At 51.5% G+C, this 25,821-nt stretch carries 25 protein-coding genes and 1 riboswitch; of the genes, 14 read left to right on the top strand and 11 right to left on the bottom strand.

Annotated elements, in window-relative coordinates; all coding sequences use genetic code 11:
- The first annotated feature begins 29 nt into the window (after positions 1-29).
- The 3 genes from ACFFJP_RS07640 (at position 30) to ACFFJP_RS07630 (ending at position 3,516) form a co-directional block, all read left to right on the top strand.
- Entirely contained in the window at positions 30-1,379 is a 1,350-nt protein-coding gene (locus ACFFJP_RS07640; protein ID WP_377242082.1) for a magnesium transporter, read from the top strand.
- A 92-nt stretch (positions 1,380-1,471) separates the two neighbouring features.
- The gene (gene rimK, locus ACFFJP_RS07635) at positions 1,472-2,362 is read left to right on the top strand and encodes a 30S ribosomal protein S6--L-glutamate ligase (protein ID WP_377242080.1); all 891 of its coding nucleotides are present in this window, start codon (positions 1,472-1,474) and stop codon (positions 2,360-2,362) included.
- Between the two features lie 161 nt (positions 2,363-2,523).
- On the top strand, positions 2,524-3,516 hold the full coding sequence (locus ACFFJP_RS07630) for a succinylglutamate desuccinylase/aspartoacylase family protein (protein WP_377243396.1): 993 nt from the start codon (positions 2,524-2,526) through the stop codon (positions 3,514-3,516).
- Positions 3,517-3,535: 19 nt separating this feature from the next.
- Here the strand turns inward: ACFFJP_RS07630 and ACFFJP_RS07625 are convergent, their stop codons facing one another.
- The 4 genes from ACFFJP_RS07625 to ACFFJP_RS07610 form a co-directional block, all read right to left on the bottom strand.
- Positions 3,536-4,228 carry a DUF2884 family protein gene (locus ACFFJP_RS07625; RefSeq protein ID WP_377242078.1) on the bottom strand — a complete coding sequence of 231 codons (693 nt, stop codon included), beginning with the start codon at positions 4,226-4,228 and terminating at the stop codon, positions 3,536-3,538.
- Between the two features lie 187 nt (positions 4,229-4,415).
- Positions 4,416-6,095 carry a flagellar assembly protein A gene (locus ACFFJP_RS07620; RefSeq protein WP_377242076.1) on the bottom strand — a complete coding sequence of 560 codons (1,680 nt, stop codon included), beginning with the start codon at positions 6,093-6,095 and terminating at the stop codon, positions 4,416-4,418.
- A gap of 96 nt (positions 6,096-6,191) precedes the next feature.
- A complete protein-coding gene (locus ACFFJP_RS07615) occupies positions 6,192-6,527 on the bottom strand; it encodes a hypothetical protein (protein ID WP_377242074.1) in 336 nt (111 codons plus the stop codon).
- Positions 6,528-6,589: 62 nt separating this feature from the next.
- Positions 6,590-7,258: a DUF2982 domain-containing protein gene (locus ACFFJP_RS07610; protein WP_377242072.1), complete on the bottom strand. Its 669-nt coding sequence runs from the start codon at positions 7,256-7,258 to the stop codon at positions 6,590-6,592.
- A 229-nt stretch (positions 7,259-7,487) separates the two neighbouring features.
- Here ACFFJP_RS07610 and ACFFJP_RS07605 point away from each other — a divergent pair, with 229 nt between their 5' ends.
- The 6 genes from ACFFJP_RS07605 (at position 7,488) to ACFFJP_RS07580 (ending at position 15,015) form a co-directional block, all read left to right on the top strand.
- Positions 7,488-8,540, top strand: a complete 1,053-nt coding sequence (locus ACFFJP_RS07605) for an efflux RND transporter periplasmic adaptor subunit (RefSeq protein ID WP_377242070.1) — start codon at positions 7,488-7,490, stop codon at positions 8,538-8,540.
- Between the two features lie 3 nt (positions 8,541-8,543).
- The gene (locus ACFFJP_RS07600) at positions 8,544-11,645 is read left to right on the top strand and encodes an efflux RND transporter permease subunit (RefSeq protein ID WP_377242068.1); all 3,102 of its coding nucleotides are present in this window, start codon (positions 8,544-8,546) and stop codon (positions 11,643-11,645) included.
- A 119-nt stretch (positions 11,646-11,764) separates the two neighbouring features.
- Positions 11,765-12,547 carry an ABC transporter ATP-binding protein gene (locus tag ACFFJP_RS07595; RefSeq protein ID WP_377242066.1) on the top strand — a complete coding sequence of 261 codons (783 nt, stop codon included), beginning with the start codon at positions 11,765-11,767 and terminating at the stop codon, positions 12,545-12,547.
- Positions 12,544-13,539, top strand: coding sequence for a FecCD family ABC transporter permease (locus ACFFJP_RS07590; RefSeq protein WP_377242063.1), 996 nt, complete (start codon positions 12,544-12,546; stop codon positions 13,537-13,539). Before ACFFJP_RS07595 ends, ACFFJP_RS07590 begins: the two co-directional genes overlap by 4 nt.
- A complete protein-coding gene (cobO, locus tag ACFFJP_RS07585) occupies positions 13,532-14,146 on the top strand; it encodes a cob(I)yrinic acid a,c-diamide adenosyltransferase (protein ID WP_377242061.1) in 615 nt (204 codons plus the stop codon). The genes ACFFJP_RS07590 and cobO overlap by 8 nt, the downstream gene beginning before the upstream one ends.
- Positions 14,146-15,015 carry a cobalamin-binding protein gene (locus ACFFJP_RS07580; RefSeq protein WP_377242059.1) on the top strand — a complete coding sequence of 290 codons (870 nt, stop codon included), beginning with the start codon at positions 14,146-14,148 and terminating at the stop codon, positions 15,013-15,015. Before cobO ends, ACFFJP_RS07580 begins: the two co-directional genes overlap by 1 nt.
- A 12-nt stretch (positions 15,016-15,027) precedes the next feature.
- On the opposite strand, the gene ACFFJP_RS07575 is transcribed toward ACFFJP_RS07580, so the two are convergent.
- Both ACFFJP_RS07575 and ACFFJP_RS07570 read right to left on the bottom strand, forming a co-directional pair.
- A complete protein-coding gene (locus ACFFJP_RS07575; protein WP_377242057.1) occupies positions 15,028-15,405 on the bottom strand; it encodes a PH domain-containing protein in 378 nt (125 codons plus the stop codon).
- A gap of 91 nt (positions 15,406-15,496) precedes the next feature.
- Positions 15,497-16,510 carry an NAD(P)/FAD-dependent oxidoreductase gene (locus ACFFJP_RS07570; protein ID WP_377242055.1) on the bottom strand — a complete coding sequence of 338 codons (1,014 nt, stop codon included), beginning with the start codon at positions 16,508-16,510 and terminating at the stop codon, positions 15,497-15,499.
- Between the two features lie 89 nt (positions 16,511-16,599).
- On the opposite strand from ACFFJP_RS07570, the gene msrA reads away from it, so the two are divergent.
- A complete protein-coding gene (gene msrA / locus ACFFJP_RS07565) occupies positions 16,600-17,139 on the top strand; it encodes a peptide-methionine (S)-S-oxide reductase MsrA (RefSeq protein ID WP_377242053.1) in 540 nt (179 codons plus the stop codon).
- Positions 17,140-17,213: 74 nt separating this feature from the next.
- On the opposite strand, the gene ACFFJP_RS07560 is transcribed toward msrA, so the two are convergent.
- Together ACFFJP_RS07560 and ACFFJP_RS07555 are read right to left on the bottom strand one after the other, a co-directional pair.
- A complete protein-coding gene (locus tag ACFFJP_RS07560; protein ID WP_377242051.1) occupies positions 17,214-18,992 on the bottom strand; it encodes a TonB-dependent receptor domain-containing protein in 1,779 nt (592 codons plus the stop codon).
- A gap of 35 nt (positions 18,993-19,027) precedes the next feature.
- Positions 19,028-19,266, bottom strand: a riboswitch (cobalamin riboswitch).
- Between the two features lie 112 nt (positions 19,267-19,378).
- The gene (locus tag ACFFJP_RS07555; protein ID WP_208931005.1) at positions 19,379-19,861 is read right to left on the bottom strand and encodes a YajQ family cyclic di-GMP-binding protein; all 483 of its coding nucleotides are present in this window, start codon (positions 19,859-19,861) and stop codon (positions 19,379-19,381) included.
- Positions 19,862-19,956: 95 nt separating this feature from the next.
- On the opposite strand from ACFFJP_RS07555, the gene ACFFJP_RS07550 reads away from it, so the two are divergent.
- The gene (locus ACFFJP_RS07550) at positions 19,957-20,319 is read left to right on the top strand and encodes a VanZ family protein (RefSeq protein WP_377242049.1); all 363 of its coding nucleotides are present in this window, start codon (positions 19,957-19,959) and stop codon (positions 20,317-20,319) included.
- Positions 20,316-21,224, top strand: a complete 909-nt coding sequence (locus ACFFJP_RS07545; protein WP_377242047.1) for a ketopantoate reductase family protein — start codon at positions 20,316-20,318, stop codon at positions 21,222-21,224. The genes ACFFJP_RS07550 and ACFFJP_RS07545 overlap by 4 nt, the downstream gene beginning before the upstream one ends.
- A 10-nt stretch (positions 21,225-21,234) precedes the next feature.
- Here ACFFJP_RS07545 and thiI read toward each other — a convergent pair whose 3' ends face one another.
- The 3 genes from thiI to pomA form a co-directional block, all read right to left on the bottom strand.
- Positions 21,235-22,695 (bottom strand): tRNA uracil 4-sulfurtransferase ThiI, encoded by a 1,461-nt coding sequence (gene thiI / locus ACFFJP_RS07540; protein WP_377242045.1) that lies wholly within the window; start codon positions 22,693-22,695, stop codon positions 21,235-21,237.
- 67 nt (positions 22,696-22,762) lie between these two features.
- Complete coding sequence (locus tag ACFFJP_RS07535; protein ID WP_377242043.1) at positions 22,763-23,716, bottom strand: flagellar motor protein MotB; 954 nt, start codon at positions 23,714-23,716, stop codon at positions 22,763-22,765.
- Positions 23,717-23,724: 8 nt separating this feature from the next.
- Positions 23,725-24,495, bottom strand: a complete 771-nt coding sequence (pomA, locus tag ACFFJP_RS07530; RefSeq protein ID WP_377242041.1) for a flagellar motor protein PomA — start codon at positions 24,493-24,495, stop codon at positions 23,725-23,727.
- Positions 24,496-24,685: 190 nt separating this feature from the next.
- On the opposite strand from pomA, the gene ACFFJP_RS07525 reads away from it, so the two are divergent.
- Together ACFFJP_RS07525 and ispA are read left to right on the top strand one after the other, a co-directional pair.
- Entirely contained in the window at positions 24,686-24,931 is a 246-nt protein-coding gene (locus tag ACFFJP_RS07525; RefSeq protein ID WP_377242039.1) for an exodeoxyribonuclease VII small subunit, read from the top strand.
- Positions 24,932-24,935: 4 nt separating this feature from the next.
- The gene (ispA, locus tag ACFFJP_RS07520; protein WP_377242037.1) at positions 24,936-25,820 is read left to right on the top strand and encodes a (2E,6E)-farnesyl diphosphate synthase; all 885 of its coding nucleotides are present in this window, start codon (positions 24,936-24,938) and stop codon (positions 25,818-25,820) included.
- Position 25,821 lies beyond the last annotated feature (1 nt).

Here is a 25,821-nt window from a genome sequence, read left to right as displayed (position 1 = left end):
AACACCGTCCTGCCGACAGGGCCCGGATTATGGCTGAAAACCAGCTGCTGGATATCGAAGAGATAGTCCGCGACAGTTTTGACGAGCAGGAATCTGAGCTGCTTGGGGAAAAACTCAGTCAGCTGGAACCGGAAGAAATTGCAGTGGCACTCGAAGCGATGCCACTGGAGCAACGTCTCAGCACCTGGCTGGCGCTGCACCCGGACGAACAGGTCCATGCCTTGGGCTACATGCGGGAAGACGCCCGCGAAAATATCTTTAAACAACTCCCCGATGCTGCGCTGACTGAATTAGTTGCGCGGATGGACGTTGATGATCTGATTGAGCTGCTGGACGAATTACCGGACGCAGTGTATCAAGCCGCTTGCTCTAAGCTCGACGCCAGCGAAAAACTATGGCTGGCAACAGCCCTCGCCTATACCGATGAACAATGTGGCCGCTACGCCGACCATGACGTACTCACTATCCGCAATAACGCCAAGGTGCGCGATGCAGTGCGCATGTTCAAAAAACTCAATGAAGATGCCGAGTATCAGGACTCCCTGATGGTGGTCGACCGCACCGGCCGTTATGTCGGTCAGTTGCATGGCACCCGGTTATTGGGGGCGCCGTCGCATTTACCGGTCGTTGAATATATTGATGAAGAAGCGCCCGTCGTTGAAGGTGAAATGGATCTCGACACTGGTTCTGATATTGTCGCGCGCTCCGGTTACAGCGCATTAGCGGTGGTCGATGATGAGAGTAAGTTACTCGGCCGGATCTCGATTGGCGAAGCGCTGGAAAACGTCAGACGCAGTCTCGAAGGCCAGTTTATGCATACCGCAGGCCTTGATGAAAATGAAGATTTATTCGCACCAGTGATTGCCAGTGCCAAAAGCCGTGCGGTCTGGCTGGGTATCAATTTACTCACTGCCTTCCTCGCGGCCTGGACCATTGGCTTATTTGAAGCAACGTTGCAGCAGCAGGTCGCCTTGGCGGTGTTAATGCCGATAGTCGCCAGTATGGGCGGTATTGCCGGTAGTCAGACTTTAACCCTGATTATTCGTGGTTTAGCCTTAGGCCAAATTACGCCGCAAACCTATTGGACTTTGATGCGTAAAGAGCTCGGCGTGGGTCTCATCAACGGAGTCCTTTGGGCGGTCGTGATTTGTGGCGTCACCTATTTATGGTTTGGCGACTGGATCATAGGTATCGTCATTGCGCTGGCCATTGTGATCAATATTTTTGTAGCCGCCTTCTCTGGGGTCGTGATCCCTGTTTGGCTGGAAAAAGCCCGGATTGACCCGGCGTTATCCGGTTCAGTGATCCTGACAACAGTGACCGACGTCATTGGTTTTTTTGTGTTCCTGGGCCTTGGTTCTTTATTGTTGCTGCCATAGATCTGCAAAAAGGCAGGCAACTTTCCCGCTTTTAAAAAATCCGTCTAGAATCAGGCAATTCCTGATCAGTCTTTGCGAGTGCCGGAGTCCGCATGAAAATTGCTGTGTTATCCCGTAATGCCGAATTGTATTCTACCCGCCGTCTGGTCGACACTGCAGTGGCGCGTGGTCATCAGGTCGAAGTCATAGACCCAACTTTGTGTTATATGAACATCAACCACAATGCCTTATCCATCCACTATCGTGGCGCCGCATTGGAAGGCATAGATGCGGTGATCCCACGCATTGGCGCATCCATTACGTTTTACGGTAATGCCGTGCTGCGCCAATTTGAAATGATGGGCGTTTATTGTCTGAATACCGCTGATGCCATCAGCCGGGCCCGCGACAAACTTAATTCGATGCAACTGATGGCGCGTGAAGGTATTGGCTTGCCGGTCACCGGTTTTGCCGATAAACCCGGTGACATTCCAGACCTGATAGAAATGGTCGGTGGCGCCCCGCTGGTCATTAAATTGCTCGAAGGCACCCAAGGCATTGGCGTGGTGCTGGCCGAGACCCGCACTGCGGCAGAAAGCGTGATTGAGGCGTTTATGGGCCTCAACGCCAATATCCTGGTGCAGCAATACATCAGCGAAGCCAAAGGTGCAGATATCCGCTGCTTTGTTGTCGGCAATAAAGTTATCGCGGCAATGAAACGCCAGGCCAAAGCTGGCGAATTTCGCTCTAATTTGCATCGCGGCGGCACTGCGACTGAGGTAAAGCTCAGCAGTGCTGAACGCAAAACCGCGCTACAAGCGGCAAAATGTATGGGGCTTGCTGTGGCTGGCGTCGACATCCTGCAATCTAAAGAAGGCCCTGTTGTGATGGAAGTGAATAGCTCACCTGGCCTTGAAGGTATCGAAGCTGCCACAACTGTTGACGTGGCCGGTGCGATTCTGGATTATCTGGAAAGCCAATACCAAAAACATCAGGATCGTTGATGAGTGTACCTGCTGATCTGCCGGATATCGCACCAGAGCTGGAAGCGACCCATACTACTGAAACGTCAACGAACCTGGTAGCAGAGGCACAGCCCTCATCAGCACCGCCAGTGCAGGCTGATTTTGTCCTCGGCAATAGCCAGATTGCACCAGGGCAGCGGATGGTCGTTGATATCCCGTTTGGCAAACTCTATACCCATACCGAACTCAACATCGGTGCGCACGTCATTCATGGCAAAAGACCTGGCCCCGTTTTATTGATTACCGCGGCATTGCATGGTGACGAAATTAATGGCGTGGAAATTTGCCGCCGTTTGCTGCGCCTGCCGCGGCTCAATAATCTTAAAGGCACTTTGATTGTGGTGCCGATCGTAAACACCTATGGATTTGTCCAACAAAGCCGTTACCTGCCCGACCGACGAGATCTAAACCGCAGCTTTCCGGGCAGCGAAAAAGGTTCACTCGGTAGCCGGATGGCTTGGCAGTTTACCGATCGGATTTTAAAAAAATCGACTCACGTCATTGATTTACACACAGGCGCCATTCATCGCAGCAATTATCCGCAAGTGCGGGCGACGTCAAAAGACAAAGTATCGCTGCGGATGGCAGAGAGTTTTAATGCGCCCATCATCATTAAAGCCGCCAGCCGTGATGGCACGATGCGTGGCACTGCCAATGGTATGGGCATTCCGATCATTTTATATGAAGCCGGCGAAGCGTTGCGATTTGACGAACAGGCTATCAACATCGGTGTGCGCGGTATCGTCAATGTGATGCATAGTCTTGGTATGCTGAGAACGCTGAAACGTCAGCAGAAAACCGGGTCGTTATTTTCGAAGAAAAGTAGCTGGATCCGCGCGGAACATGACGGTATTGCCCGTTATTATCAGGGTTTAGGCCAAATCGTTACCGCCGGCGATACGCTGGCACACATCTACTCGCCATATTCTGATTTTGAAGTAGCTGTGCTTGCGCCTTTTAGTGGCATCATTATCGGCCGCAACAACTTGCCACTGGTTAACGAGGGAGAAGCGCTGTTTCATATCGCGGAAGTCAGTGAATTGGCCGAAGCAGAAAAGACGCTGGATGCCATTAGTGATGAAGTGGATAACGCGATGCCGGCGTCACTGGGTGGCGATTATGGGGTGGTTTGAACCACCCGCAGCTTTTCAGCTACTTCGCGATCACCACATCATATGCAGCGAGGCCCGGCACCCGCTGTTGCAGTTCGGTTTCGATTTGATCCAATTCGACCAGACGATTACAGAACAGGGCTGATTTTGCTTCCAGCTCGTCCGCTTTGGCATCCAGACCTAAGTTGATTTTATCAACCAGCTGCTCGACCGGTTGCCAGTCGCGACTATCATTCAGTTCAAAGTTGTCATCTGTTTGCTGCAATGCATCGCGCAACGCCTGCCACACGGCGCCTACAGTGTTTTTCGCCAGAGTATTCAGGTTTTCCTTCAGTTCACCGTGTAAAAAAGCATCCATTTCGTTCAGGCTTTGCGGCGCCAGATAAAAGTGCTCGCCACTGCGGACAAATCGCGACATGATCTGATAAGTGGTTTCCCGAACCAGCGCCTGCCACTCTTCCTGCTGGGCTTTGTTACCAACACCAACTAACATACTCTCGATCGCCTGCAAACCAAGTTCCATGCTGTCTACCGCGATGCCAACCACCTGCGGCACAAATTTGCGCATGCCATGACTGTATTTTTGCAACACGCGGATATCTTCAGGGGACAACTGCTGCAGTTCTCCCTGAATAAAGAGCTGTTGGTCATTATTGATTTGGTATTGGGTACGGTCAGCCGTCTGAATGCGGATTTGGTCGGGGGAGATAAGGATGCCGTGACGAAATGCCATCTTACATTCGCTGGCCTGTGTCCAGAGAGGCAGAACAATTAGGCCCGTTAAGCACAACCGCTTTATATTCACTTCAGATCACAATTCAGTACGGTAACAATATCATCAAAGCATATCATACTGGTGTGGAGTCGCGCGGCTGCCAGAGCTGTGGAAGTCGCAGCCTGACAGCCGTTGGTCGGTTTTATCAGCTAACCCAAGGTTCAATGCTCAACCTGGCTTCTACTTGATGGATCTTGCTAGGTCCGTATTCCCGCTTCACCGGTAATATCTCGCTACCCAGTTTAAACTCGATCCCGGCGAACATCTGTTGTTTCACCAGCACCAGCACTTCAGTCATCTTGCTGAGGCGATCAACTTCCAGCAGTTTCACATCTTCAATCAGCGCCAAAGCGATGGCTTTTTGCGCTTCAAAATCATCCACCAGATATTTCATCTGCTCCACGGCGGCTGCCGACCTGTCCTGTTGCTTCATTTGTTCCAGGCTTTGCCGGATTTGCTCCATCTCCTGTTTGACCATTGCAATGTTCTGCTTCAGCGCTTGCTGCTTTTCCAATACCGGATCAATGCGACGATTTAGATTCATCTGTAAAGCGCTTTCGGAAGGCGCGCCAAGAATACCCGCCTTCAAACCAAAATCGAGATAAAACCGGCCGCCGACAATTTTACCATTGAGCTTATCTTCGGTGCCGGCGATCACGCTGCGTGCATTCACATCACAATGATTAATCTGCTTAGTCGCCTGAAAATCACCGTTGCATTCAATACGGGCATATTGGGCCAGCGTACATTGGATGCTGCCCGCCGCCCGCACCACGGTACTGAAACTTTCCAGGCTATTGTCCTGTGCAGAAAACTGATGGCCGATAATGGCACCGCCAATATGAATATCGCCACCAGATTCAATTAATGAACCTTCAGCCATGCCTTTGATAAAAATATTGCCACCGGCGATTACTTTCATATTTTCAGTCACATCACCGTTAATAATGACAGAACCTTTAAACTGGACGTGACCGGTCGACAAGTCGACTTTTTTTACTGCATATACTTCATCAACGGCCGCTCCTGCCTCCATGACTCGTGGCATACCATCCCTACTGGCGACCAGTACGTCAACGTCTGTTGGGCAGATTTCTGTGCCTTCACCAGGCTTCCACTCGACCTGTTGTCCGGGAGGCGCCAAGGTAATATCACCGCGAACAGAAACACCATCTATGCCTTTGGTAGGTGGCCGGCGCCTGATCACTTCATCTCCGCTACGCACGGATGGGATCACACCAAAATCCCTTAAGTCGACTTTTGACTCGCTCACCTGAAGCGGTCTATTAGGACGGACGGTCAGGCCTTCGACTAAGGCCTCAAAACTGGCGTTTTGCCCCGGCTGCATCACCCGGCCAACCGCAATAATCTGTTGAAGTTTACTGCCAGGCTCAGCCCGGCTGGCGGTGCCAACCAGCTGCACAATCGCGTCCTTTTGAAAACCAAAACTAACGCCCGCTTCTTGTGCCGCTTTCACCACATCATTTGCTGAGACTGGTGCGCCGCCCCAGGCTGCGATAATTTCCGCGACGGCTGACATCGAATCTGCTGCGATTTGAATTGTTAGGACAGCGCTCCGGCGCTCAGCGATTTTCCGCCGGACCACAACACCTTCTTTGAGTTTGTTTAGTTTGATATCGTTTTGCAGTGCAAGATAATCAGCCAATAACTGATTGATTTGCTCAGTGAGGATAAAACAACGTGCATAACCTGCTTCATGCAATGCGTCGCGGATGACCTGAGCGGTCAGATCATCCAATCCGACGGCGACCCGCACTTCGATGAAGTCTTCATCTTTGCTAAATTGCATTGCGACTTTATTCACGACAACATCACATGAAATAGACTGACTGTGACGTTACTGAAACAAAAAACAGACCTGAAAGCAAGCGTTTATGCATTCAGGCCCTTAGACATGTGTTTAGATATAATTTTCTTGATGAACACGAATAAATAAATCAGTACCAATTTTGGTGTAGTCGATTTTATATTCTTTGTTATTCAGTGCCTGCACAAACAATAAAGTTTTGCTTTCACCAAACACATCTGAACTGCCGATATCGACCAGTTCCATATAACGTTCTTTTGCTTCAACCCGATTCGCCGGCACTTCTTCTTCAAATTTTTTCACGCCGGTACGGGAGACGATGACGACCGGGTCAGAGTCACCATTGATAATCACTAAATCGAGTTTTTTCTGTTTGTGGATGATGGTATTGCGGCCACTGACCAGAAAAGGTCTTTCATATGTACTCATCTGTGCATTCACCAAATCTGCAAGGAAGTTTTTTGCATTATGAACCAGCGGTTGGGGTGTGTCTAGCCGTTGTTTTCCTGAGTAAAATTCAACCGCTGCCGATTGATAAAAAGACAAAACTCACTGACGCTGCAATTGGCAAGATCGGCTGGAATTAACAAGTCTGCCTGCACAAACTGACGCAGATGCACCATACGCTGGGCAAACATCGCCTGTACGCCTTTATATAACCGCGTTTTACTACGGTAGGCAGTCACGTCCGTCAGGTAGTCGCTGGCACAGCGCCCGTCCGGACAACCGCTGCCGGCGGCTGCGATCAACAGACCGCGTTGTTCTATCAATAAGCGCACGGCCAAGCGCAGTGGTATGGTCGTTAAAATATGATCGTAGTCCAGCAAGCGCACGCCTATCCATGCCATTTCCCGCCCCTGTAAGGTTACTTGTTGTACTTGCCCCAGAGCGCTCCAGGGGATCAGCCAACTGCCACGTGGGTGAAAATAACGCAGACCTTCGGTCGTAGTTTCTGCCAGTAACACCGGCGCTCTGAGCTTCATCACGCCGACATAAGCCGCGACCAGGGTCAGCAAAAACCAAAGTACCCAGCCTTGAGCCGCCATCAAATCAGCCCGAATGGCCAGCAATAAAATACCGGCCAGTAGCATTGCAGCCGCGGTCAGAAATAACGTGGCGCCACCTTTTGCCGAAGCAGCGTAAAACTGGCGACTGGTCATAGCGATTGCATATACCAATACATTAACAAGCTCATCAGAATGGTCCATACCAGGTAAAACCGAATCATCCTGCAACGTTCGCACTTTTTATCCGTCATTTATTCTCCTGAATATTTCCCGCTGATACGACCAATCGACCGCATACTGCGATAACGCCGACATCTAATACAGAACGGATTCCCTACAATACATCAGTTTTTGATGAAATATATGGACCGGAGTTCTGACATTGATTAACCATTCACGCCTGATTTGGATCATTTTTTTATTGCTGGCTGGCTTTATGTTGTATTTATTCTTTCAAACAACAACGCCGCAAGACCAAAGCCGACGGGCTGAGAGCCAAATTTATGTCAGTACGAGCAAAGTTCAAAGCGCTTTATTGACCCGAAAAGTCGATGCGCTGGGTACTGCTCTGGCCTACGACTCTGCCCGCATTGTTAATGCCAGCAGTGATTATCTGATTGAACTCAATATCGGGGAAGGCCAGCCGGTTAAAAAAGGCGATTTGATAGCCCGCTTTAATGATTTAGAAGAGCGTGCCCGCATTGCTGAGCTCAAGGCGCTGATGACGGAGCAAAACCGTCAGTTAGCCCGGCTGAAAAATCTAACCCGTACTCAGGCCAGCGCGCAGTCATTACTGGACGAACAACAGGCCAAAGTTAATGCGACCCGTGCGCAGCTCGACGCACTCGAAGCCCGGCTCAATGAATTGGTGATCCTTGCGCCGTTTGACGGTGTGCTGGGTCTACGCCAGGTCAGTAATGGTGCCTACCTTGCCACCGGCACTGAACTGACTACGCTGGATGACATCAGCAAAATCCGCGTTGAATTTAATATCGCCGAACGTTATTTAGCAGCGCTGCAAACTGACATGGTCATCTCCGCCGACAACATCGCCTATCCTGGTTTTGCTTTTCAGGGCAAAGTGAAAGCGATAGATCCCCGGATTGACCCGGTGACCCGCTCGGTTAAAGTCCATGCCGTAATCGACAATGCCGATCTGAAACTGCGCCCGGGCATGTTACTGAACGTACATGTTGAACTGGCCAAAGCAGAAGTGGTGCAAATCGCTGAAAAAGCCGTGATGCCACTGCAAAGCAAACATTATGTATTTGTGGTCGGAGCAGAAGATAAAGTCCGTCAGGTTGAAATCATCCCCGGCCAGCGTTTACCCGGGCTGGTGGAGGTCATTTCGGGCCTCAAAGTCGGCGATGAAATTGTCACTGAAGGCAGCCAGAAGCTGCGTACCGGCGTGGTGATCACGCGGTCGGAGCCTTAAACCATGCTGCTGTCTGATCTGTCTGTCAAACGTCCGGTTTTCGCAACCGTCATTAACCTGGTGCTGGTGATCTTCGGCATCGTCTGTTTCAGTATGCTGCCACTGCGCGAGTATCCGGATATCGATTCGCCAGTGGTCACCATCAGCACCGACTATCCCGGCGCTTCTGCTGAAATTGTTGAATCGAAAATTACTCAGCCGCTGGAAGATTTGATCAGTGGTGTCGAAGGTATCATCAATATCAGTTCCAGTAGCCGCGTCGGTCGCTCCAACGTCATTATCGAGTTTAATGTCAACCGCGATATCGACGCCGCCGCTAACGATGTACGCGAGCGCGTGTCGAGAATGATGGAACGCCTGCCGGATCAGGCCAGACCGCCGCAAGTGGTCAAAGCCAACGGTGACGATGACACCATCGCCTGGTTTTTACTCAACAGCGACACCATGACCAATCTTGAACTCACCGACTACGCCAACCGCTATATCGTCGAACGATTTTCAGTGGTCGATGGCGTGGCAAGGCTGCAAATCGGTGGTGAGCGCAAGTATGCGATGCGCATCTGGCTGAATAAAGATGCGATGGCGTCGCGAAATGTCACAGTCGCTGATATTGAAAACGTCCTGCGCAATGAAAACGTCGAATTGCCGGCCGGCAACGTCAAGTCCGCTGACCGCGATTTTATTGTCCGGGTGATCCGCACCTATAAAACTCAGGACGATTATCGCCGCTTGGTGGTGAAAAAAGGCGACAACAACTATTTAGTGCGACTGGGTGAGATTGCTGACGTAACGCTGGCTTCAGAAAATGAAGAAAGTGAATTCAGAAGCGACGGCAAAAACGTGCTCGGCATCGGCATTATTAAACAGTCCAAAGCCAATACGCTGGATGTGGTGCGCAACGTCAGAACTGAAGTGGATCGGATCGCCGCCAGCCTGCCGGCCGGAACCACCATTGTACCGGGTTACGATTCATCATTGTTTATTGCCGAATCTATCCACGAAGTCTATGTCACGCTGGGTATTGCCATGGTACTGGTGGTCCTGGTGATTTTTGCCTTTTTAGGCAGCGTCCGCGCCACTTTTATTCCCGCTATCACTGTCCCCGTCGCCCTGATCGCGGCAGTAACGGTGCTGTATGCGCTCGATTTCTCAATTAACCTGCTGACGCTGTTGGCGATGGTGCTGGCGATTGGTCTGGTGGTCGACGATTCGATTGTCGTGCTGGAAAATATCTACCGGCGCATTGAACAAGGTCAGCCGCCACTGCAAGCGGCATATTATGGCAGCCGTGAAGTCGGCTTTGCTGTGGTTGCGACCACCCTGGTGCTGATCGCGGTGTTTGTACCTTTGGTCTTTATGCAAGGTGATTTAGGTAAACTATTCACCGAATTTGCGCTGGCGGTTGCTGCAGCGGTGGCATTTTCAGCGATTGCCGCTCTGACGCTTTCGCCAATGCTGTGCAGCAAGATGCTCAAAGTGCAAAAGGAAAAAAGGGGCTTTAGTTTGTTTATCCATCGTGCGATGGAAAAAGTGGAAGCCGGTTATCTGCGTCAGCTGCAAGTAGTCACGCGTGTACGTTGGCCAAGTTGGCTGGTGCTTGCCAGCTGTATTGTGATTAGTGTGTTGCTGCTGAAATTGCTGCCATCCGAGCTGTCTCCGCAGGAAGACCGCGGCACGTTTTTTGTCATGATGAGCCCGGCTGAAGGCGCTAGTTACCAATCCAACCAACAAAACATGCGGCTGATTGAAGACATTCTGCTGCCCTATTACGAAAAAGGTGAACTGAACCGCTTGCTGATCCGCGTACCTGGTTTTGGTAACAGCGGCGGTATGGCGATTGTCGGCAGTGAAAACTGGCACAACGGTCAACGCCGCACACCAGAGCTGATGCAGGAGATAGGTCAGAAGCTCAATGGCCTGACCGACGTGCGCGCCTTTACCAATATGCGCAGTGGCCTGACCGCTGGACGTGGCGGTGGTGGCGGCGGCCGACCGGTGCAATTTGTTATTCAGGGCAATACCTATGAAGAGCTGGCCAAATGGCGTGACATTGTGCTGGCCAAAGCGCGGGAAAACCCGAACTTACAAATGCTCGATCATGATTACAAAGAAACAGTGCCACAAATTCTGGTCGAAATTAACACCGAACGCGCGGCAGATCTGGGCATTTCGGTCGGTGTAGTCGGCCGGGCGTTGGAAGCCATGCTGGGCGGCCGCCGCGTCACTACTTTTCTTGACCGTGGTAAAGAATACGACCTCATTCTGGAAGGCGCCGATTCAGATTTCAGCGATCCAACCAGTATCACCGGCGTTTATGTGCGCTCCACTGGTTCCAACAAGCTAATTCCATTGGACAATCTGGTGACGCTAAAAGAAGAAGCGACATCATCGACACTGAATCGCTACAACCGGATGCGCGCTATTACCATTATGGCCAATCTGGCGCCAGGATATAGCCTCGGTGAAGCATTGGAATACCTGGAAGGCGTTGTACGGACAGAAATCAAAGACGTCGGCGGTATCGATTACAAAGGCGAATCGCTGATGTTTAAAAACAGCGGTGAATCAACCATCCTGATTTTTGCTTTGGCGCTGATTATCACTTATCTGGTGATGGCTGCGCAGTTTGAGAGTTTTATCCATCCGTTTGTCATTATGCTGACAGTACCGCTGGGCATGGCAGGAGCGCTCGGCGGGCTCTATCTGGCCGATATGACATTGAATATCTACAGTCAGATTGGGTTGGTGATGATCATTGGTCTGGTGGCGAAAAACGGTATCCTGATTGTTGAATTTGCCAACCAGCTACGGGATGCGGGTATTGAATTCACCGTGGCCATTCATCAGGCCGCGGTCCAGCGTCTGCGACCGATAACGATGACGGCCTTTACCACTGTGATGAGCAGTATCCCGTTGATTATCACCTCTGGACCGGGTTCTGAAAGCCGGATGGTAATTGGTATGGTCATTTGTGCTGGTGTTGGCTTTGCCACGCTGCTGACCTTGTATATAGTGCCGGTCGCGTATGTGGCGCTGGCGCGCAACACCGGGTCACCACAGGATATCGCTAAAGCACTGGACGCTCTGGAGACGCCAAAAGACTAATCATGCTATTGGCCCCCCGCCGTGTGCTCGGCGGGCTGGGCCTTGCGTTGAATATTTGTTACTATCAGCGCATTATTTTTCTGGCTTTGCCATAGCCCTTCTTTTCGGTGCAGCATTCAATGACTGACACGTCGGTGTTACTGCAATGCCAACAAGTCCAACTGCAACTCCCCGGCGGATTCGTGCTTGGGCCACTCAGTTTTGCCCTGAGCGCCGGCAAAATCTATGGATTACTCGGCGCAAACGGCGCCGGTAAATCGACTTTATTACAGGTTTTGGCTGCACTGAAATCGCCCAACCAGGGCCAGGTGCTGTTACAGCAACATCCGCTTCAGCAACTCGAACCAAACGCCCGCGCCCGCCACTTAGCCTATTTAAGTCAGCAACAACCCCCCACGGATATGACAGTGCAGCAATTGCTGCAATTAGGCTTAATGCCGCATAAAGCATTGTGGCAAGCGGATAGCAGTTCAGACAAAGCCGCGATGCAGGCTGCTCTTAGTCAGGTTGGTCTTGCGAACAAAGCATCGGCTTTGCTGCGTCACTTGTCCGGTGGTGAGCAACAACGTGCCCATCTGGCCCGGGTGTTGGTGCAACAGGCCCGCATATTATTGCTTGATGAACCAGTCAATCATCTGGATATCCGCTATCAGCATCAGTTACTGGCGACGTTACGCAGCAGTGGCCTGACTGTGCTTGCCAGTTTTCATGACATTAATCTGGCTGCCGCCTATTGCGACGAATTACTGATGTTACAGCATGGGCAGCTGCTGGCGGCTGGCACTCCTGCCGAGGTACTGCAGCCTCAACTGCTGGAACAGGTGTATGGTCGGCCTTGTATGGTTGACCACAGCCCGTTTGGCCAGCACTGCCGCGTAACTTTTGCCCCGGAGCGCCGATGACCCGTCACCGCGTGTTGCAGCTATTACTTTTAGCGGGGGCATTGGCTGTCAGTGTACTGACGGCCCTGCACATCGGCGTGGTCGATTTGCCGCTCTGGTCACTGTTAACCGGTCAGGCGACTGATCCCTTGCCACAGCAAATATTCTGGCAATTACGCCTGCCCCGCGTGATGCTGGCAGGACTTGCTGGCGCAGCCTTGGCACTCTGTGGCGCATTGCTACAACTACTAAGCCGCAACGAGCTGGCCGATCCCTATTTATTTGGTGTAGTGTCCGGCGCCGCACTCGGCGCCACTATCAGTAGTTTGTTGTTCCCGGCGCTGGCACTGGCGTTGCCAGTATCCGCTTTTGCCGGTGCCTTGATCGCGATCTTACTGGTGCTGACACTGGCGCAACGAGCCACAGCGCAGGGGATGCAATCCCTCAGCACCTTATTGCTGACCGGTCTTGCCGTGTCGTTTTGTGCCAGCGCAATCGCCAGTTTATTGCTGTATCAGGCCGACAGTTTTGCCGCCAATCGGATTATCTTTTGGTTAATGGGCAGCCTCAGCCACGCAGACTGGCTGGCCGTAAAGCTACTGGCGGTCGCACTGCTCGTAACCATAGTCGTCTGTAGTCTTGGTCGCCGCCAACTGATGGCGCTGGCGTGGTCAGACGATATGGCAAAAAGTCTCGGGGTGGCTGTTTCGCGCTGGCGCCTGCTGTTGCTGCTACTTTGTGCCTTATTGACCGCTGTGGTGGTCGCTTACTGCGGCGGCATTGGCTTTGTCGGGCTGATGATCCCGCATCTGATCCGGCTTATGTTCGGCGGCCAGATCCTGACGTTGTTATTTGGCAGTGCGCTTGGCGGCGCGATTTTTCTGATCTGGGTCGATACCGTCGCCCGTAGTGCGCTGGCACCACAAGAATTGCCTATTGGCATTCTGACCGCATTATGCGGCAGTGCGTTTTTTCTGTTGTTATTAAGCCGACGCCGGAGTCCAAATGAGTAATGAAGTGCCTGTACCGGAAGAAAAAACCGGTCACCAGAAACGCCAGCAGAAACTGAAAGAACAGGTTGATGCCCGCATCGCCAGCGCCACTATCGATAAAGGCTTACTGTTGGTGATCACCGGTAATGGCAAAGGTAAATCGACCGCCGGCTTTGGTGTCGTAGCGCGCGCTACCGGTCATGGTCAGAAAGCTGCCGTCGTGCAGTTTATCAAAGGCGGCTGGGAGTGCGGTGAGCGCAACCTGCTGCAGCAACACGGTGTGCCTTTTGCGGTGATGGCGACCGGCTTTACCTGGGATACGCAAAACCGCGAGACCGACATCGCCGCAGCGCAACAGGTCTGGCAACAGGCCAAACAGTTTCTGCTGGATCCTGCGCTCAATGTGGTGTTGCTCGATGAGCTGACCTACATGGTGGCGTATGACTATATTGCGCTGGATGACGTTTTAGCGGCGTTGCAGAACCGGCCGGCTACCCAAAATGTGGTGATCACCGGTCGGGGCTGCCACCGCGCCTTGCTTGAGCTGGCCGATACTGTCAGTGAAGTACAGAATATCAAACACGCCTTTGATTCTGGGGTCCGGGCACAACAGGGTGTGGATTGGTGATGCGCCGGGCCGTCACAGCGCTATTGTTGCTGTTGTGCGCGTCACCGGCATTGGCTGACCAGAGCCCCCGTTTAGTCGTGTTAGCACCACATCTGGTCGAACAGCTGTACAGTATCGGCGCAGGTGGCATGATTGTCGGCACCGTCGAACATGCCGATTATCCGCTGGAAGCGTCAGCCATTCCACGCGTCGGTAACTACGCTGGGTTGCAACTGGAAAGTATTTTGGCACTCAAACCAGATTTGGTGCTGTTTTGGCAAAGCGGCAGCCCAGCCGCTGAAATCAACCAGTTACAACGGCTTGGTATCCGCACTGAAGGCTTTGAAGCCAAAACACTGGATGATATCGCTGCAGATCTGGAACAGCTGGGTCGCCTGACTGGACAACAAGCACGAGCCAGCCAACAGGCTAGAGCGGTAAGGTCACGCCTGGCGGCGCTGCGCCAGCAATATCAGCAGAAGAAAACTGTGCGGGTGTTTTACGAATTATGGGATGAGCCGCTGTCGACCATTGGGCCTGGCGCCTGGCCCTCGCAGGCGCTGCGGCTGTGTGGCGCGGAAAATATCTTTGCCGACGCCACCGCAGCCTATCCGCAAGTCAGCGCTGAAGCGCTGCTGCAGCGCCAGCCAGATTTGATTGTGCAGCCAGTATCGACCACAGAACCACGCCACCTGACGGACTACACCAAACGCTTTGCCAGCCTCAAAGCTGTACAACTACAACAACGGGCACAACCGAATGCCGACTTATTGCACCGCGCAACAATCCGCACCCTTGATGGCGTAGCGGAACTGTGCCAGCTGATAGACCAGAGCCGGCAGTTTTATGCGACAAAGTCTGGCGTCTCGCCACAGCCTCTGCCGCGATAAAACACCAACACATTAGCGACAGGCGTAAGTTGCCAATGCTTTTTGTACGGCAAGGATATTGCCGTCTTTACTGAAGGTTTTACGTAGCGGCTCCGCCGTGCTGCTGAGCCAAATGACCAATTCTGATTCCAAATCAAAGTGACCTTTGGTTTCAGCGCTGAACCGCACAATCGAGCGGTATGGCACGGACATATATTCTTTCTTTGAACCGGTAATGCCTTGTTTATCAATCAGGATCAAACGCTTATTGGTAAACACAATCATATCGCGCAACAACTTAAATGCTTGTTCTGCTTGCTCGCCGTCGGCCAGTAAACTGGCCAGTTCGGCTTCAACTTCGGCCACATCAATTGCACCGGCATTCCCTAACAATCCACTGAACAACCCCATCTTAACTCCTTTATCATCAATGCCTTGCCACTAAGGCGTTGTCCAGCATAGAGTCAATGCTCGCGGCTGACAAGTCAGTAACAACCAATGGTTACGGTAGCAGAATTGCTGCGGCCTGTTGCCCGGCCAAATAGGCATTTTCGACCCGACCGCCCAGACTCCAGTCTCCAGCCAGTATCAATTGTTGGGTCTTGTCAGTCAGCAATCCAGGCGCGGGCTGCGCCGGGTTAAAACTGGCATACAGCCAGCGATGACACAGTGACTGGCTGACTTCAACTTTTTGGCCAACGATTGTGCTGAATTCCAGTTGAGCTAACGCGACGAGTTCTTCCGGAGTCGCTTCCAGCAACTGCAGACTGGTCTTAGCATTAAAATGTAACAGCCATTGTTCTGTGATACCGGTTCTGCCTGGTTTGGCACTTTGCCGGGCACACCAGCTGAGCGGACCTTCTTTGACAAAAATACCATCTGCCGGATGTTCGACGGCGCTTTGCAGCTGCAGAGAAACTGCCCAACACGGCAATAAAAGTTCCGGCGCGATCTGCAACGCCAGCGGATGTTCCGCCAGTAACTGCCGGCATTGCGCTGGTGGACAGGTCAGGACCACAGCGTCAAATCCAGGATAGCTGGCTCCTTCCGCCGAGCTTAACGTCCATTCACCACCATGTTTACTACTGAAACTACTCTGACTAAAACTTAGTTCAGTGATTCGGCAGTTCAGGTGCAGCGGCGTGTCGCCCAAGATGGTCTTCACCAGCTGATGCATCGTTGGCGTACTGACATACCGGCTCTGGCCGTCATGAGATGGCAACAACAAGCCATGCTGCCAGACATAGGGATCAAACTCCCAGCGCTGTACCACGCCTTGTGCCAGCCAGCCCTGCAACGCCTTTACGAACAATGGATGGCGGGCGGTAAAATACTGGGCACCAAAATCTAACGGGTAAAAAGGCAGTGCCGCATCGAGCGACTCCACCCGCTTGGACGTCATACGCCCGCCCGGTCCGCGCGCTTTATCAAACACCACTACTTCAGCACCACTCTGGCGCAGCTGGTGGGCTGCGCTAGCCCCGGTCATCCCTGCGCCGATAATCGCAACTCGCATTTTTTTCTCCATTTATGTCATCTGTTGGCCTGAGGGTACGTATTAGACTACGCTATCGGGCATTCAGCAGATTGGTTTGGGGATTAAACATGGCACAACTGGCAACTTTTGCAGGCGGATGTTTTTGGTGTATAGAACCTGCGTTTGCGCAAGTACGAGGCGTATCACAGGTGGTCAGCGGTTACATGGGAGGCAGCAGCGCAAACGCCAATTATCGCGCGGTCTGCACTGGCACCACCGGTCATGCTGAAGTGGTCCAGCTTAGCTACGATCCTGCGCAGGTCAGTTTTGAGTTGCTGCTCGGGATGTTTTTTCAGCTGCACGACCCGACTACATTAAACCGACAGGGCAACGACGTTGGCACACAATATCGATCTGAGATCTTTGCCCACGACGAAGTACAGTTTGAAACAGCCCAACAATTCATCCGCACTGCACAAGCGGATTTCAGCGCGCCCATAGTGACAGCTATCAGCCGGGTCAGCACTTTTTATCCGGCCGAATCTTACCATCAGGATTATTTCAATCAGAACCCGCAGCAGTCGTATTGCGCATATCTGATTGCGCCAAAGCTGGCAAAATTCAGCAAAACATATGCTTCTCATCTGAAAACGGCCTCTTCTGCCTGACGAGTTTGTTCTCAGCCTACAGGCAAAAAAGCCACCTGAATGCAGGTGGCTTTAACGGTATTAGCGACTCGTTATCAGAACTGCGCCACCTGAATACCAAACATCAGCTCCAGACCAGCCTGCCGGTAGCCATAATCGGTCTGATAACTGCGATTGAGCAAGTTATCGACTTTCAGTTGCAGACGGATTTGTGAGTCCCACTGGTAGGTGGTGCCAAGACCAAACAACACGACAGATGCTAAATCCGGTACTTTGGTGCCAAAGTTATCACCGGAAAAGTTGCGCGAGCGAAAGTGCGTGTTCAGTCCGACCGTCCAACGTTCCAGTTGATGATCCAGCTGTAAATTGGCCTGATGCCGTGGCCGTTTGCTGAGTTGCTGTTTCTTCACAACATCGCGGCTATTGAGCCAAGTGTAGTTAAATGCCACATCAATATCAGATAAACGCAGACTTTGGCTGAATTCCACGCCTTCAAACTGCGCCAGCTCAACGTTTTCCAGTAACTGATTCTTGCGTTGGATGAGGTTGGTCAAATCTCGCTTAAACAACACCAGGCTGCTTTGCGCGCTTCCATCGATATAATCCAGCCCAATTTCCCGCGATAGTGACTCTTCCGGTTTTAATGCCGGGTTACTGAAGCCCGGCCAGTACAATTCATTAAAGGATGGGACTTTATAGCCCGTCCCTTGGCTCGCCCGGATCTGCAGGGCTTGGGTCAATTGGTAGCCGGCGCCTAGCTCATAACTATTTTCGCCACCATAACCACTGACCTGATCACGCCGGCCAGTGCCGTCCAACAACCAATCGCCGAATTGTGCACTGAGTCCGGCAAAACCACTGCGGTTGGTGCGGCTGTCGATGACGTATTGGCTACCGCTTTTGCGCACTTCTTCCTGATACCAGTTGCCACCAATTAATGCACTGATGTTGCTGGTCAGGGCAAACTGGCTCTGGCCGTCCACTTCGTCACGTTGAGTGCGAAACAAACTTTCCGCCGCTTTGTTGCCATAGTTCAGGTCATCATCAAGGTTATGCGCCAGTTTCAGCTGGTGCGAACCGCCAAAACCAGAACCTTGCCATTGCAGTTGGTGCATCTCCTGACGCATTTCCGCCTCATCGCCGCCCCAACTATTGTCGTATTCATAAACACCATCGTTGATCTGTGACTGCCACTGCCACAAACCAAACTGGTTATCGAGTTCTGCACCGGCTTTGACGTAGGTTTGCTCAAAACCGTCTCGATCCGGGTCGCCATTGACAGTAGCATTAAAACCTTCTGCCATCGCAGTGCCTACAGCGCCAAACACTTTGACGTGTTCAAGCTGCTGGCTACCGGATAGATTGGCTTCAGAATGTTTATGGCTACCCGCTTTGGCATTGAACGTCAGATTGTCGCTGCGACGGCTGGTAATGGCGATCAGGCCGCCGAGCGCATCTGAACCATAAAGCGCAGCTTTGGGTCCGCGGATAATTTCAATCTTTTCAATTTGCTCCAGTGGCACCATCGCTAATGATTGATAACCCAATGTCGCAGCACCTATCCGTACGCCATCTAACAGCACCAGCGTATGACCACTTTTGCCGCCGCGGATAAAAATACTGCTGGTTTGACCGCGTCCACCTTGTCGTAACACGGTCACACCTGGTACTTGTTGCAATAAAGCAGGCAAATCGCGTACTTGTGCTGCCTCAATCGCCGCGCGATCCAGCACTGTCACGCTGGTTAAGGTGTCACTCACCGGCTTGGCCTGACGGCTGGCGTAGACTGAGATATGTTCAAGGTTAGATTCTGTTGGTTGCGCCAAAGCGCTGGTGCTGGCCACGGCAAGGGCCAGTATAGAAAATTTCGACATGTTGACTCCACTGCACATGCCCGCCGCATGTGGTTGGTTGATGAAATTTTCAGGCCGGTCTCCGGGCTGATCCTGTTGTCGGGGCCGACAGCGGCACGTCCCTTCCCATCCGAAGACAGTGGTGGCGTGACGCGACTTTGCTGCTCGAATTTACACGAGAGCATTGCCACAAAATTTACCGTTGCGGGGGCAGCGCTGGATTGAGTCAGAATGACGGACACCAGCTTCCCGTTTCACTGCGAACTAACGCAGCACCTGAAAATGCGCGCTCAGTTTAGCGATGAGCCGAAGAAAGTCAATGAATTCAGCAATCCAGACGGCTGCTGCGATTTAACTGAGGGTGAACCTGCTTTGCGCTGCAAAGCAGGTTGTAATGGCAAAGCGGATTAGTCGCGGAAGTTCTGATATTGCAGCGGCTGACCTAAATCAGTTGCGCGCAACAAGGCGATGGCTTCTTGCAAATCGTCGCGTTTTTTGCCGGTGATCCGCACTTCGTCACCTTGAATTGACGCCTGTACTTTCAGTTTGCTGTCTTTGATCAGATTGACGATTTTTTTCGCCAGCTCTTTTTCAACGCCTTGTTTCACTGTCAGCTGTTGGCTGCAGGTCTTGCCAGAAAACTCGACTTTCGCCGATTCAAAGGACCGGATGTCCAGACCGCGTTTGATGGCTTTATTAAAAAACAGGTCTTTCATCTGGGTCAGCTGAGGTTCGGCTTCCGCTTTCATCGTTACAGTGGTTTCTTTGACGCTGAATTCAGCCTGGACACCGCGAAAATCAAAACGGGTCGCCAGTTCACGGTTGGCGTTGTCGACGGCATTCAGCACTTCTTGCTGATCCGCTTTAGAAACGATGTCAAATGTAGGCATGTCGCGCTCCTGATATTCCAAGTTTTTCAACTGGCGATTATACCGTCGTGCACCGTATAATCCGAGTATCTTGGCGTAAAATCAGGTGTTTTTCCGTGCTTCCACTGCAAAAACCGCTCGCAGTCTCGTTGTTTTCAGCCTTGCTGGCACTGGCAACTTACGGTTTTCTGAAAGATGTCAGTGGTATTCCATCCAGCTGGATGCCTAATGATAAAGTGATGCATGTGGTGGTGTTCTTCGCACTGACCCTGAGTTTTAAACAAGCTTTTGCCCGCCCTTTTCTACACGCCTTTGTGCTGCTCGCGTTTTACGGCGCGTTAATTGAAGTAGCACAAGCAACTTTTACTAGCCGAATGGGTGATCCACTGGACTGGTTGGCTGATGTCGCCGGTATTCTGCTCGCGGCGGCATTGGTGCGATATTTACCGGCGCATTGGTTCGTCCGCGCTGCACCATGAAGACTTCAACACAACAACCAACCATTGGCATTGTTGGTCAAGGTGCTGTCGGTCTGTTAGCTGCCAGTCAGCTGGCACTGCGTCACCTACCATGCCACCTGCTGACACGAGACCCTGCTCTCTCGGTATTAGTGCTGAATTTCCGGCAACAACAACAGGAACATTCACTGCTGCTGAATTGCCACAAGCCACAGCAGCCAGTGCAACTCCTGCTGGTGCCGGTTAAAGCATTTTCCGTAGGACAGGCGCTGCAACAATGGCTGCCCAGCTGTGCAGCCGACGCCGATATTGTGCTGTGTCACAATGGTATGGGCACGCTGGAGCTTGCGCAGTCGAAGCTGCAAAGCGGCCAAAAGCTCTGGTTTGCCAGTACCACCCATGGCGCATTAAAATCCGGACCGCATCGACTGCAACATACCGGGGTCGGCCGCACCGTGCTGGGGCCCATCAACGCATTAGCCTGTCAATCGTCACCACCCGCAGCTCTGCTTGCTGCCGCGCTAGGCCCTCTAGAGGTCGTGACTGATATCCTGCCGGTACTGTGGCAAAAGCTGGCGATTAACGCGGTAATTAATCCGCTGACCGCTCTGCTGATGGTCAAAAATGGCGAGCTGACCAAACCGCAGTATCGGCGCCAAATCGAATTGTTGATCCACGAGTTCTGCCTGGTCGCACAGACCAAAGGCCAAACGTTTGACCCGCAGACGTTGTGTCAGACTGTACTGGATGTCGCGGCAAATACCGCCGGAAATTTTTCGTCCATGCAGCAAGACCGGGCGCTCATGCGACCGGACGAGTTGGAATTCATTACTGGTTTTTTATTAAATGCTGCGGCAGAGGCTGGAATTGCGATACCGGCGCATCAGCAGCTCTATCAGCAACTGCGCGCCGTCAAACCAGCCTGATCTAGCAGTTTCAGATCTTTTTATACACACCGACATTCTGGTAGCCCTGCTCTTTGAGCAGCAACGCCTGCAGCCGGCTCATCACGCCGCGGTCACAATACAGGTAGTATTGTTTTGTTTGGTCCAGACCGGCAAATTGACTGGCGATACGGAAAAACGGCAATTCCTGTACGGCATGACTGTCGAGTTGTAACGGATGCAAATCCGTTTCATCCGGCGCGCGCACATCCAAGACAATAGCGTCAGCCGGCAATACAGATTCGGTTGCCACCGTTGTTAGTTGCTGATCAGCCTGATACTCAACAGTGCGGATATCAAGCACTTTGGCCTCAACACTGACTTTTTCCAGAATACTGAAATCAAAGTGTTGCTCAGCCGCCAGCACATCAGCGAGTACCGCATTAATAGTTGGGCTACGTGAAATCACACCGCAATATTCGGGCATCGTTTTCGCCATATCTTCGACACCAATAGCGCGGGCAATATCAATAATTTCCTGTTTATCCTGATAAATCAGCGGCCGCAGGATCAACGTCTCGGTGACCCGATCGATGACATTGAGGTTCACAATGGTCTGGCTGGCAACCTGGCCAATACTTTCACCAGTGACGACGGCTTTAACGTTGAGGCTTTCAGCTACTGTGGCCGCCGCCCGCATCATCATGCGTTTTAACACCACCCCCATCAATCCTGAAGGGATCCGACTTAAAATTTCATCAACCACCGGGGCGAAGTCAACCGACACAAACTTTACCTTGTGTGACAGACTGTATTTTTGCCAAATGTAAAACGCCATCTGCCGCACCCCGGTTTCATGGGCGGCGCCACCTAAATTAAAAAACAGAAAATGGGTGCGCAGACCTTTGCGGATCATCAGGTAACTGGCAACCGCAGAGTCAAAACCGCCAGAAATCAAAGACAATACATCGCCCTGGCTTGGCAGTGGAAACCCACCCATGCCTTGGTAAATGCGTTTTTTCATCAATAGTTTGTCGCGACGGATCTCAAGTTGTACTGATACATCCGGGTTCTTCAGCTGGACACGCGCGGTAGGAATATGTTGGTTCAGACCGCCGCCTATGTAACGCTCTGCGTCCAATGAACTGAATTCATGGTCGCCATTTCGTCGTACCCTTACAACAAAACTTTTACCGGCAAGCTCGTCACGATACAGCGCCAGTACTTGTTCAAAAATATGGTGTAACGAGTCATAGGTGGCCGACTGCATTTCGGCAAATTGCACGATGCCCGGAATACATTGCAGGTGCTCCGCCATTTGCTGCCGTAATTTGTCGTCATCTTTGTCGAGTCGTACCGTCAGATGATCGTACAAATTCTGCACTTCGACCGCGGGATCAAGCCGCAACAAAATCGTTTTGATGTTTTGTTCCAACAACATCGTCTGGCGTTTACGCACCGACTTACTCTTGATGGAGATCTCTGGATGCAGTTTGACAATAAATTCAATCATGGGGTTACCGACCAAAAAAACGGGCGCTGATTATACAGCGCCCTTGTCTGAAGTGCGACAGCCGAATTTACGGCTGTTTGACCGGCGTTGGCTGTGCCGGCGGTTGTTTTAACTGGATCGGATCCGATTCTTTCGCCTTCCCTTGCAAAATCGATATCTCTACCCGACGATTGCGTTTACGGTTTTGCTCAGTGTCATTGTCGACCAGTGGCCTTGTATCAGCGTGTCCGACCACGACCAAACGGTTTTTATCCATCCCGGTGCCATTCAGCAGTTCAACAGCAACGGACACTGCCCGCTTGGAAGACAACTCCCAGTTGTTACTATTCAGTTCATCCGACACTTGATCATTATCGGTATGACCGGAGACTGTCACTTCTCCCGGGATATCACGCAAAATGGCACCAATCTGCTGAATAATGGGTTTAAATCTTGGTTGCAAGAAGGTAGAACCTGACGGGAAAGAACCATTCTCTTTGATGCGGATTATGATTTGCTGACCTAAAGACTCCAGTTCGATAGCACCGTCTTGGATTTGTTCGTGCATCATCTCAGCAACTTTCTTCGCCAGTTCATTGGTCTGTTGCTGATCCTGAGCACTGTTCTCACTAGCCGCCGATGACTGTGCATCAGTATTGTCTGAAGCGCCACCGGTCTGTTCACCGCGTTGTTCTTGCACACCACCAGATGAGTCCTCTTGACCCGCCTGAAATTCGATGGTTTGCAGTGTCATATCAATGGTTTGCTGCTGAATGGTGTCTATCGGCGTCGGCTCAGGCCGTCCAGGACGAAACTCCATAGCAATCACGCTGGTGCCTTTGGGAATATCTTTCACTTCAATTTTATTCTGCACACCAAAAGCAAAGGCCATCGAACCAGCAATTTGCTTGAATTTCTGTACGTCCATTTCGGAGAATGACAGCAGCAAAACGAAAAAGCACATTAACAGTGACATTAAGTCGGCAAAGGTTCCCATATAAGCGGGTAAACCTGGGGGTGGGCACTTCGGACATTCAGCCATAATGTATCTCAGGCCTCATCTGTCTTGGCAGCGCGTTTTTTCTCTTTGATATAATTGCGAAGCACGCCTTCGATGACTTTCGGGTTCTGACCATCCTGGATCCCCATAATGGCATCCAGAATAAGCTGATTATTGGTTTTTTCTTCATTGTTGCGAACAATCATCTTATCCGCGATTGGCATACATAAGCAGTTAGCCTGTAAAGCGCCATACAACGTAGTTAACAAAGCAACAGCCATCGCCGGACCAATCGATTTTGGGTCAGACATGTTTGCCAGCATCGCGACCAACCCCACCAACGTACCTATCATGCCCATTGCCGGCCCAAGGTCACCCAATTGCTTCCAGACACCGACGTACACCTCGTGACGGGCATAAGTTAGTTCGATGTCTTTTTCCAAGGTATTGCGGACCACATCCGCGTCATGGCCATCCACTAACATGTTGATGCCTTTTTGCATAAAAGGATTGGTGATTTCAGCTTCTTCTAAAGCTAGAAAGCCCCCTTTACGCGCAGTATCAGCAAGTTGAACCGACCTTTCGATCAGATCTTCCGGTGATTGAGATTTAAACATAAAGGCTTTACCGGCGGCGGAAAAACAGGATGCCAGTTGTCCCATTGTGAACTTCATCATTACAACCGTGATACTTCCACCAAACACGATTACGATGGAGATAAAATCGTAATACATCATCAGGTTGCCCGAGGCGCTCAAATACATCGCCCAAACCATCATGCCCAGTGTCGCAAGTAATCCTATGACGGTTGCTAAATCCACTTCTACTCTCCTGCTGTCAAACAACAAACTAATGTAATAATGCTAGCTTACCGCTATCTATCGACCAAGCCAGTGACAATGTTAAATTTTTTTCTGTTAGCGGGCAAAAATAGCATCCTGAGCGGCCTTTCTGATTGACCAGTTCAGGTGGCTGAGGTAACTTTGCGCACAAATCAAGGTGGGGAACGCTATGAGCAAAAAGCAGGCAGAAACTGCTCAGTTCGAAGACAATGTGCGCGAACTGAGTGAAATCGTCCAGCAATTAGAACAAGGTGAACTGACACTTGAACAGGCATTAGCCCGGTTTGAGCGCGGTATCGCTTTATCCCGCCTGAGTCAACAGCAGTTGCAGACCGCAGAGCAAAAAGTTCAGCTGTTATTGCAACAGGCACAGGGCGAGACACTAGTGCCGTTCCAGACTGATTCTGGAGTCTGAACTGATGCTGCAAAATCTTGCAGCTGACCAGCAACGCGTCGGTCAGCTGATGTCATCTTTGTTATCCGATCTGACCATTACTGATCCGCGGCTTCTTGATGCCATGCAATATAGTCTGTTATTGGGCGGTAAGCGATTACGGCCTTTTCTGGTCTATAGTGTAGGCCGGATGCTTGGCGCTGAGCTTACAGATCTGGATGGCCCGGCAGCAGCAATTGAGTGTTTGCATACATATTCTCTGATCCACGACGACTTGCCCGCGATGGATGACGACGACCTGCGCCGTGGCAAGCCAACCTGCCACAAAGCATTTGATGAAGCCACAGCTATTCTGGCCGGAGACGCGCTACAAACGCTGGCATTTGATATTCTAGCCCACCACCCTTATCAGCACGTTGATACGAGCAGACAGCTGCAGCTGCTACGTGAATTAGCACGCCAGTCTGGTTATCATGGCATGTGTGGCGGTCAGGCTATAGATCTGGCGCACACAAATAAGACAATGTCGCTGGCTGCACTGGAACATATGCATCAGCTTAAGACCGGGGCATTAATTCAATGTGCGGTAAAGCTTGGTTGGTTGTGTAGTAAAGACGAAAAGCCGCAGCATTTAAACGCACTCCAATCCTATGCGTCAGCGATCGGACTGGCGTTTCAGGTGCAGGATGATATTCTGGACATCGAAGGCGATACTGCCACCCTTGGCAAACCACAAGGCTCTGATCTGGAAGCCAACAAAGTGACGTATCCGGCTTTAATGGGGCTGGAACCGGCGCGAAAAAAAGCCGAAGAATTGGTCGCGCAGGCACAACAGGCTCTGCACACCTTACCTTATGACACCACTGAACTGGCTGCATTGGCCAGCTATGTGATTGCCCGCAAATTCTGAG

The organism is Rheinheimera tilapiae (genome assembly GCF_042432165.1).
GTDB lineage: Bacteria > Pseudomonadota > Gammaproteobacteria > Enterobacterales > Alteromonadaceae > Pararheinheimera > Pararheinheimera tilapiae.
The sequence above is the reverse complement of the archived record's forward strand: the minus strand, read 5'-3'. Positions and strand labels throughout refer to the sequence as shown.

Excerpts from the sequence above, each read along its gene's own strand:
- ACFFJP_RS07640 (WP_377242082.1), top strand. The coding sequence starts at position 30 with ATGGCTGAAAACCAGCTGCTGGATATCGAAGAGATAGTCCGCGACAGT.
- rimK (WP_377242080.1), top strand. The coding sequence starts at position 1,472 with ATGAAAATTGCTGTGTTATCCCGTAATGCCGAATTGTATTCTACCCGC.
- ACFFJP_RS07630 (WP_377243396.1), top strand. The coding sequence starts at position 2,524 with ATGGTCGTTGATATCCCGTTTGGCAAACTCTATACCCATACCGAACTC.
- ACFFJP_RS07625 (WP_377242078.1), bottom strand. The coding sequence starts at position 4,228 with ATGGCATTTCGTCACGGCATCCTTATCTCCCCCGACCAAATCCGCATT.
- ACFFJP_RS07615 (WP_377242074.1), bottom strand. The coding sequence starts at position 6,527 with ATGAGTACATATGAAAGACCTTTTCTGGTCAGTGGCCGCAATACCATC.
- ACFFJP_RS07610 (WP_377242072.1), bottom strand. The coding sequence starts at position 7,258 with ATGACCAGTCGCCAGTTTTACGCTGCTTCGGCAAAAGGTGGCGCCACG.
- ACFFJP_RS07600 (WP_377242068.1), top strand. The coding sequence starts at position 8,544 with ATGCTGCTGTCTGATCTGTCTGTCAAACGTCCGGTTTTCGCAACCGTC.
- ACFFJP_RS07595 (WP_377242066.1), top strand. The coding sequence starts at position 11,765 with ATGACTGACACGTCGGTGTTACTGCAATGCCAACAAGTCCAACTGCAA.
- ACFFJP_RS07590 (WP_377242063.1), top strand. The coding sequence starts at position 12,544 with ATGACCCGTCACCGCGTGTTGCAGCTATTACTTTTAGCGGGGGCATTG.
- cobO (WP_377242061.1), top strand. The coding sequence starts at position 13,532 with ATGAGTAATGAAGTGCCTGTACCGGAAGAAAAAACCGGTCACCAGAAA.
- ACFFJP_RS07580 (WP_377242059.1), top strand. The coding sequence starts at position 14,146 with ATGCGCCGGGCCGTCACAGCGCTATTGTTGCTGTTGTGCGCGTCACCG.
- ACFFJP_RS07575 (WP_377242057.1), bottom strand. The coding sequence starts at position 15,405 with ATGGGGTTGTTCAGTGGATTGTTAGGGAATGCCGGTGCAATTGATGTG.
- ACFFJP_RS07570 (WP_377242055.1), bottom strand. The coding sequence starts at position 16,510 with ATGCGAGTTGCGATTATCGGCGCAGGGATGACCGGGGCTAGCGCAGCC.
- msrA (WP_377242053.1), top strand. The coding sequence starts at position 16,600 with ATGGCACAACTGGCAACTTTTGCAGGCGGATGTTTTTGGTGTATAGAA.
- ACFFJP_RS07560 (WP_377242051.1), bottom strand. The coding sequence starts at position 18,992 with ATGTCGAAATTTTCTATACTGGCCCTTGCCGTGGCCAGCACCAGCGCT.
- ACFFJP_RS07555 (WP_208931005.1), bottom strand. The coding sequence starts at position 19,861 with ATGCCTACATTTGACATCGTTTCTAAAGCGGATCAGCAAGAAGTGCTG.
- ACFFJP_RS07545 (WP_377242047.1), top strand. The coding sequence starts at position 20,316 with ATGAAGACTTCAACACAACAACCAACCATTGGCATTGTTGGTCAAGGT.
- thiI (WP_377242045.1), bottom strand. The coding sequence starts at position 22,695 with ATGATTGAATTTATTGTCAAACTGCATCCAGAGATCTCCATCAAGAGT.
- ACFFJP_RS07535 (WP_377242043.1), bottom strand. The coding sequence starts at position 23,716 with ATGGCTGAATGTCCGAAGTGCCCACCCCCAGGTTTACCCGCTTATATG.
- ACFFJP_RS07525 (WP_377242039.1), top strand. The coding sequence starts at position 24,686 with ATGAGCAAAAAGCAGGCAGAAACTGCTCAGTTCGAAGACAATGTGCGC.
- ispA (WP_377242037.1), top strand. The coding sequence starts at position 24,936 with ATGCTGCAAAATCTTGCAGCTGACCAGCAACGCGTCGGTCAGCTGATG.